Here is a 9,429-nt window from a genome sequence, read left to right as displayed (position 1 = left end):
TCACAGCCGCTTCCCGCACGCCTTCTATGCTTCTGAGCGCCGCTTCGATTTCTCCCGGCTCAATCCGGTAGCCGCGGATTTTCACCTGGTCATCCAGACGGGCGAGGAATTCAACCTGTCCGTCTGGCAGCCAGCGTGCTAAATCCCCTGTTTTGTACATACGTTCACCCGGATAAAATGGATCATCAAGAAAACGTTCTTTTGTTAATTCCGGCCGATTCAAGTAGCCTCTGGCAACCCCGGCCCCGGCGATGTACAATTCTCCGATACATCCAGCAGGCAGCATCCTCTGCTTCTGGTTCAGAATATACAATCTGACATGATGAATAGGTTTGCCAATGGGAATGCGGTCAAGTTTTTCATCCAGCGGGCAATCAAAGAATGCCGCTTCTACAGTAGCTTCGGTAGGCCCATAGGAATTGGTTAATGTAACATCTGGCAGCAATTCACAGAACCGAGAGACAAGATGTGCCCCCAGCTGTTCGCCTCCAGAAAACACCCTCTTCAGCCTGTTCGTTTTGATCGGTACAGGGCCATTTTTTAGATATTCTAAAAACGCATGAAGCATAGAAGGCACAAAATGCATCGCTGTAATCTGCTGTTCTTCTATGACCTTCAATATCATGTCCGGTTCTTTTTCGCCTCCTTGAGGAAGCAGATAAACAGAGGCGCCAGCATACGGCCACCAAAACAGCTCCCATATCGAAGCATCGAAGGAATACGACGTTTTATGCAAAATGACGTCCGATTGGTTCAAAGGATAGCGGAACTGAAGGGAATTTAAAAAATTCACTGCAGATTGATGCTCAACCTGTACACCCTTAGGTCTTCCAGTAGAGCCGGATGTATAAATCATATAGGCTAAAGAATCCGGATAGACTTCAACATTTGGATTGGACAGACGACGTTTCAGCCCGCTGTTTAATTGACTGAGATGAACGATTTCTCCATCAAAAGCCGGAATGTCTAGATTGTCAGATTGAATAAGGAGAATGCCAGAATCGCTGTCCTTCAGCAAAAAGCGGATCCGTTCCTCTGGATAATCCGGGTCAATAGGAAGATAAGCGCCGCCTGCTTTTAGAATCGCATAAATCCCGATCAGCATTTCAGGGGAACGCCTACCCATAATGGCAACAGTCGTTTCGGCTTTTACTCCGCGGTCGATCAGCTCCCAGGCTACACGGTTAGCCTGTTCGTTCAATTCCTTGTAGGTTATCTCTCCGTCTTCAACGATCACGGCCGGTTGGTCAGGTGTTTTTGCCGCTTGCTGTTCGAGTGCATGGTGCAGGGTCTGTTTCAACGGATAGCCTGTCTCCTCAAGCGGATGGCACGAGTCAATGAAAGACCTTTCTTCTTCTATTGTCAGGATCGGGATATTGTCCAATTCCATGTCAGGACTGGAAGCTGTGTTTTCCACAAGTGTCATAAAAAGGTCGGCCCATCTTTGAACGGTATCTTTTTCAAACAAAGCGGTACTGTATTCAAACTGACAGTACAGCTCAGCCTCATGCTCTGTGACATACAGGGAAATATCGAACTTAGATATCGGATGCTGCAAATCGTTCCATCTGAGCAGCAAATCATTCATTTTCAACGTTTGCTTTTCCATATTTTGCAGCACAAGTGTTGTATCAAACAGCGGATTCCGGCTCATTTCCCGCTGCACACCGAGTTGATCAACCAGCTCTTCAAACGGATAATCCTGATGCTCATAGGCTTCCAGTGCAGTCTGCTTGACTTCCTTGAGAAAATTTGTAAATGTCTTATTGCCGGCTGGGTGCGTCCGGAGCGCTAATGTATTGACGAACATGCCAAGGACCGATTCAAGATCGGCATGCGGGCGTCCGGCAATAGGCGAACCGATCACGATGTCTTCCTGACCGCTTAACCGCGACAAAAAAGCTGAATACAATGCGAGTAGCGTCATGTACAGCGTGCTCTCATTTTTGCGGGCTAGCTGCTTCAGACGGGACGTGATTTCTTCATTCATTTGAAATAAAACTTTTCCGCCTGAGAAATTCCGTTCTGCCGGTCGGCGCTTGTCTGTTGGGAGCTCGAGCACCGGCAGCTCACCGCTAAACTGTCTCAGCCAGTAAGTCTCCTGCTTTTTGTATGTGTCTTGCTTTTGAAATTCCTGCTGCCAAACGGCATAATCTTTATATTGGATTCGTAACGGCTTAAGCGTCCGATCTGCATAGCGCTCAGTGAATTCGCGGATTAAAATCTGAACGGATACACCATCGGAAATGATATGATGCATGTCCACCAGCAACAAATGCTTCTCGTTCGCCAGTTTCACAAGGCCAGCTCTGAATAACGGCGCTTGACTGAGGTCAAATGGACGGACAAATCCAGCAGCAGAGGCTTCTTCACTTAACGTAAACAAAACCTCACTGTGAATACGCTGTACGGGCTCGGCATCTTCTCCCGGCACAAAGGACGTTCGAAGCGGTTCATGCCGGCTGATCAGTTCCTTGAATACAGCAGCCAGTTTTTCGCGATCAAGCTTCCCTTCCAGTTCTAAAACTGCCGGCATGTTGTAGCCGACACCGCCATTATCTAGATGCTGGAGCACGTACATCCGCTTTTGAGCTGATGATACTGGGTACGTCGGTTGTTCTTTTGCCTGTGCAACCGATGCAAAGGGATTTTCCTCTGCATTTCGGACAATGAGAGCCAATCCTTCCACTGTCGGATGGGCAAATACGTCCTTCAGCGGGACTTGAACATGAAATACCTTGGCGATTCGCGACACAAGCACCGTTGCTTTTAACGAGTGTCCGCCGCGGTCAAAAAAGTTATCGTGAATGCCGATCGGGGTTTCCTTCAGCACATCTTCAAACAGCTGCGAAAGCTTTACCTCTAACAGGTTCCGCGGAGCAGCGTATGTATTACTGCTGATTGAAGCTTCCGGTTCTGGAAGAGCTGATTGATCGACTTTTCCGTTCGGCGTCAAAGGAATGCTGTTAACCCAGACCCATTTGGCCGGAATCATATATTCTGGGAGCTCATTTGCCAGATATTGTCGCAAAGTCGAGGCATCCAGTCTGTGCATACTGCAATAATAAGCGCATAACTCATGTTCTTCACCTTGATTTGGCCGGATAAGAATAGCAGCTTCTTTGACCTCTGGATGATTCATTAACGCGATTTCTATTTCTTGCGGCTCGATTCGATAACCTCTGATTTTCACTTGATCGTCGGCTCGACCGATATATTCAAAGCTGCCGTCTTCACGAATTCTCGCTACATCTCCCGTTCGGTACATGACCGCTCCGGGCCTGAAGGGATCGGGTAAAAATTTCTCTCGCGTCAGTTTATCGTTATTGATATAACCTCTGGCCACGCTTGAACCGGAAATATAAAGTTCTCCTGATACTCCCCGAGGCTGCAGCTGTTTTTGGCGATTTAAAATATACAGATCAGTACAATCAATCGGTTTTCCGATCGGAGGAAACTCCGGAATTTGGTCACCCGGATGTATGGTATATGCCGACACTACATGAGTTTCTGAAGGTCCATAATGATTGTGCAAGTACATGCTGCGCTGACGCAAAACATCTTTGAGGAGACTGGAAACGATTAATTGCTCCCCGGCTGTAATCAGGTGTTTTACATCATGAGGAAACGCGTTCGCAAATTCCTGTTCGCTGAAAATCATTTTGATAAAAGCCGTTGGGAGAAACACAATAGTCGTCTGATGCTCTTTTATAAATGCAAACAGCTGCGGCACGTCTCTTTTTATAGCTTCAGGCACGATATGAAGTGTGCCGCCTCCCAGCAATGTTGAAAATATTTCTTGATAGCAGACGTCAAAAGCAGGAGTTGCAAATTGCAAAACATCATTTTCAAAGTCAATGCCAGAGCGAGTGAATTCGAACTGCAGCAAGTTAGCCATATTTCGATGTTCAAATTGAACGCCTTTTGGTTTTCCCGTTGTGCCTGATGTGTAAATCATATAGAGCAGGTCGTCCGCACTATTCACTGAATGTAAGCAGCTGCCGTCTTCGATTTGAATATCTTCTATATAGGTAACATTCAGGCCAGTCTCAAGCAAAGGTGCAAAATGCGCTTGTGAAACGACATGAGAGCAGCCGCAGTCATTTAGAATATAATTTATTCTGTCAGACGGATAATGGGGATCGATTGGAACAATGGCGCCTCCAGCCTTCAATATACCGAGAATACCTGTAATGAACTCAGTTGAGCGTTCCATCATGATTGCGACAGGTTCCTGCCTCATAACGCCTTTTTTCCGCAAATGCCGTGCCAATCTGTTGGCGGATTCGTTCAATTCTTTATAGGTCAGAGAATGCGCTTGATCAATCACAGCCCGCGCGTGAGGCGTCCTTTCTGCCTGTTTTTCAAACATGGCATGGATGGTTTCATAAACTGGTTTGTGATCTTTGATTTCCCCAATCAGCTGCAGCTTTTCAGTGTCTGTTGTGATATCGATGTCTTCGGGTGAGAGATGCGGATCATCTAAGATTTGGGAAACAGTGTTCAAAAGATGCTCCTTAACAGAAAGCACAAAGGATCGGTCATGCAGTGCTGCATCATAGCTCATTTTTATATGGATTTCTTCCGCTGGCGCCACCATAAGATAAAAGCTGTAATTGGTTTCATCCGCTACTGTAAAGTTATGAATCTGAAAAAGATCTGAATCAGGCTCCTGGCTGTTCAGCATTTCTATTTCTTTCTGCACCGGATAGTTTTCGAATACAAGAATGTGATCAATCAAACCTTGCTTGACTGCTGAACGGGACTGTATCTCGTATAGAGGATGGTAGCTGTATGCTTCTGCAGCAAGGCGATCCTTTTGCATGTCTTTTACGAGCTGTAAAAATGGCGTTTTTGATCCATGCATCCGTATGGGAATCGTGTTGATGAAAAGCCCGACCATTTGTTCAATTCCTTCAATGTCTGAGGGCCTTCCTGAAATGACAGAACCGAATACCGCGTCATCACTATTGTTATATTTTTGAAGAAGAATTCCCCATAGGGTATGGAAAATTGTACTGAGTGTGACTTCTTCTCTTACGGCAAGCTCTGACAGCCTGCTGCTGTCTTCTTTTGAAAATGAAAATGTAATTTGCTCCTGCCTGCTTGTGCTCTTTGTTTTTTTCTGCTTCGGGAGCAAGGTTTGCTGCTTAATGCCGGAAAGATAATTGTCCCAATAGGAAACAGCTTTCTCTTTGTCTTGCTCCATCAGCCAATTGATATAAGTTCCGTATGGCTGAACGGGCTCCAATGATAATGGAGCCCCTTTTATTTTTGATGCATAAATCTGAAGGAATTCTTTTAGTACAATGCCGAGGCACCAGCCGTCCATCATGATGTGATGAAAGGTCCAAATACAAGTATATTGCCGCTTTCCGGTTCGAATAAGTGTGATGCGCATGAGCATATCTTTTTGCAGATGAAACCCTTTGGCGCGGTCCTTTTCTTTTATTTGTTCGACAAACGCAGATTGGCCCGCTTCATCTAAATGAGCAATGTCCTCCTCCAGTACACTGACAGTCCGTTCCCTCAGGACAACCTGCTGAGGTGAAGAGACATTTTGGCTGATGAAAATCGTTCTGAAAATGTCATGTCTTGCTACTAAAGCATTGATGCTCTCTTGGAAAAACTGCAAATTGACTTCTCCCTCTATTGTAAAAGAGGCTTGTTCAACATATGCCCGTGAATCTTTTTGCAGGAGGGAATGAAAAAGCATTCCTTCCTGCATATAAGACAGCGGATAAATATCCTGTATTGAATTCGCTTTTGTCATGTTCATATCTCCCTGTCACGATTTTCTACAAATCTTCCACCAAGCTGGATATACTGTCCAAATCCTCTGCCGTTAATGATTGGCTGCTGAAATCGCTCAGCGTCTTTTCTGTGTTCTGTTTTTCAGCACAGTGTTTCATAATATCCTGCAAATAGCATTCAATCATGGTGATGAGCCGCTCCATTGTACCCCTGTGAAACCGTGCCGGCGGATAGCTGAGCTGAAAATGAAGCTGATTTTCTGCTGCCATCGCACTCATCTCAATAAGCTGCTCCCGCTTCCAAGTAGGAGTGATGTCCTTACCGCTCCCAAGACCGGATGGGCGGAAACGGTCTTGACTTTCTATGTCGTTGAACTGCCCTAAATAGTTAAAGCCGATTTCAGGTGTTTTTGACAACACCATGCTTTTATGTTCGGGATGTGTAAGATATTTCAACATGCCGTACCCTACCCCTTTGTTCGGTATCCGGCCCAATGTATCTTTCACGGTTTTAACTGCGGTTCCAAGCTCATCCGCTTGATTTTCAAAGTCAATAAGGACGGGGTAAATGGATGTAAACCAGCCAACCGTCCGGCTGATGTCTAAATCCGGCAGAATGTGTTCTCTCCCGTGTCCCTCCATTGCCATACGGAGCTTGCTGCCCCCTGTCCAGTCACAAATCGCTAAGGAAGCCGCCGTCAATAGAATATCTTGTGTATCTGTGCCATAAGCGTGGTTTACCTTTTGCAGCAAGACCGCGGTGTCTGCTTCAGTGAGTGAAAAGCGCAATGTTTCCCTTACACTGCTGTTCATATTCTCCATATAAGGCATTTCGTATGGCAGTTCCGCTGCTTTTTCCTCTTCAACCGTCCGCCAGTACGTTTCCTCGCGAATCAGCTTGCTGCTTTGGGCATAATCTTGAATTCGCCGTGCGTATTCCTGATAGGAATCTGTTTTAGGCGGAAGCTGTATAGCCTGTCCTGAAGCTGCTTGATGATATGCCGCTGACAGGTCCTCCAGTAAAATTCTCCATGATACCCCATCAACGACCAAATGATGAATCGTGAGAAATAAATAATCTCCGGACAGCGTTTTAAACCAAGCGGCATGCAGTAATGGTCCTTGTTGGAGATTGATACTTTGCTGAAGATTTGCCACTTCTTCTTTAATGCTCGTTTCCCAATCGATTCCCGGATCTGAAAAATCAGAAATCCTTAAGCTGTACAGTTTGGATTCATGAATATCTTGGTTGATTTGTATCTGTTGTCCGCTATCATCCCGATAAATCATCCGCAGGGCATCATGATGCTCTGCCAGTTTTTTTAATGATGCGCGCAGTGCATTTTCCGACAAACAATCAGGACTAAACAGCATGACAGACTGGTTAAAATGGTGTCTATCTTCTATATCCTGAGAGAGGAACCAATGCTGAATAGGTGTCCATGGGACAGCTCCCTGAACAGATCCTTGGTCTATTACTCTTTCTGTCTTCCGGATGACTGCTGATAAATCTTTTATGTTCGGATGGCGGAATAAATCGCTTGCATACAAGCTCCACCCATAACGTCCGAGGCGCGCGGATACTTGAAGAGCCTTAATTGAATCTCCGCCTAGTTCAAAAAACGAATCTTCTATTCCGATCCTCTGTGTCCCGAGAACCTCCTGCCATATGATCGCAAGCTGTTCTTCAAGGTCATTTCGAGGCGGGACGTACGTTTGTTTAGATGTAATATCTGGTTCAGGCAGTGCTTTTCGGTTCAATTTTCCGTTGGCAGTGAGCGGGAGAGCATCCATTTCTATCACATAGGTCGGCATCATATAGCCTGGCAGCATTTGAGAAAGGTGAGTACGCACTTGTTCAGCATCTGTACCCTCTTTTACGCTTATATAGGCGTAAAGCTCCTTGCTGCCTAATTGTCCTGTTCGCGCCAATACAGCTGCTTCTTTGACACCGTCTATATGACGAAGCGCTGATTCAATCTCACCGAGCTCAACCCGGTACCCCCTTATTTTTACCTGATCATCGACACGGCCTACATATTCAATTGTGCCGTCCGGCAGCCAGCGTGCCAGATCACCGGTACGGTACATTTGTTCGCCGGGCGCAAATGGATTTGGCACAAATTTCTCTTTCGTCAGGTCTGGTCGACCAAGATAGCCTCTTGCCACACCATCTCCGCCGACACACAGTTCACCGACAGCTCCGATCGGCTGCAGCATTCCCCATTTATTTAAGATAAATGCGGTTGAATTACCAATCGGCCGGCCGATCGGAATGGAATGTTCATACAGTTTTTCAATGTGAAAACAAGTCGAAAATGTTGTATTCTCAGTCGGCCCATATCCGTTCCAGATTGACAATTCCGGGCATGCTTGCTTGATTCGATTGACATGACTGGCTGACAGAGCTTCTCCGCCAATAATCAGATTTATGAGCCGGGAAAATATTTTCTCATTCTGTTCTGTTAAATGGTTGAAAAGAGATGCAGTCAGCCACATTGTGGTGATTCCGTTTTGTTCTATGTATCTCTTAAGCTGATGGGAATCCAGAAATGTTTCTTTATCTGTGAGATGCAAAGCAGCGCCATTTAGCAGCGGCCCGAGTATTTCAAATGTAACGACATCAAAACCGAGTGAAGAAGTCAGCAGAAGCCGGTCTCCAGGTGTAAATTCAATGTAATTGCTGTTTTTGACAAGACGGATCACACTTCGCTGCTCAATCATGACACCCTTCGGTTTGCCGGTTGATCCTGAGGTATAGATGATATAAGCGAGTGAATGTGGCCCTGCTGGAGATTCAAAGTTCTTCGTTTCTCCTTGTCCTTGAATCTCTTCGATGACGATTTGCTCACATGTAAGCTCTAAGTCTAATCGTTGATTGTTTGCTTTTTCAGATTGAAGGAGTATTTTTGCACCGCTGTCTGACAGCATATATGATATTCGGTCAGCGGGAAGATCCTTAGCAATAGGCAGATAGGCTCCTCCAGCTTTCAAAATGCCGAGCATTCCTGCTGCAAGTTCTGGAGTTCGTGTTGTCAATAATGCAACTACAGTTTCAGGTCCGACTCCTTTTCTCCGAAGAACAGCAGCAATTCTGTTTGCCCGGATATTCAGCTCCTTATACGTTAATGTTTGTTCATCGCCGGCCACAGCTGTGGCATCAGGCGTTTGTTCAGCCTGTAACTCAAACAGCCTGCTGATGGTTTCATGTCTCGGATACTCTCTTTTTGTGCAGTTGAGTTCATGGATAAGGAAATGGGTTTCATTCTCGTCCAATACATGTATTGTTCCAAGTGCTGCTTCGCTGTCTTGGATGATGGCGCGTAACATATTCATTAAATAGTGAAGCCACATTTCAATCGTATTTTTCTGATAGAGATCAGTGCTATATTCCATTTGAAACATCATAGATCCATTGGCTTCCTCGTACGCATACAGGGTTAAATCGAACTTTGATACTTGATGTTCCACATTTGTTGCGGGCCGGAGACACAGGTCCTTCAGCTGCATGGATTCTTGGTCCATATTCTGAAGCACAAACATCGCATCAAACAGCGGATTTCGGCTCATATCCCTCGTCATGCCGAGCTTGTCGACAAGCTCTTCGAACGGATAATCCTGATGTTCGTAAGCTTCCAATGCAGTCTCACGCACTTCCTGTAAAAATTGCGCAAAC

General features: G+C 45.7%; 2 pseudogenes. Both read right to left on the bottom strand.

Annotated elements, in window-relative coordinates:
• A pseudogene (gene fenA, locus CJU60_RS21240) lies at nt 1-5,773 on the bottom strand (fengycin non-ribosomal peptide synthetase FenA); the annotation flags it as partial.
• A gap of 25 nt (nt 5,774-5,798) precedes the next feature.
• Nucleotides 5,799-9,429 (bottom strand): annotated as a pseudogene (gene fenE / locus CJU60_RS21235) (fengycin non-ribosomal peptide synthetase FenE); the annotation flags it as partial.

The organism is Bacillus sp. 7705b (genome assembly GCF_002289525.1).
GTDB classification, from domain to species: domain Bacteria; phylum Bacillota; class Bacilli; order Bacillales; family Bacillaceae; genus Bacillus; species Bacillus halotolerans.
The sequence above is the reverse complement of the archived record's forward strand: the minus strand, read 5'-3'. Positions and strand labels throughout refer to the sequence as shown.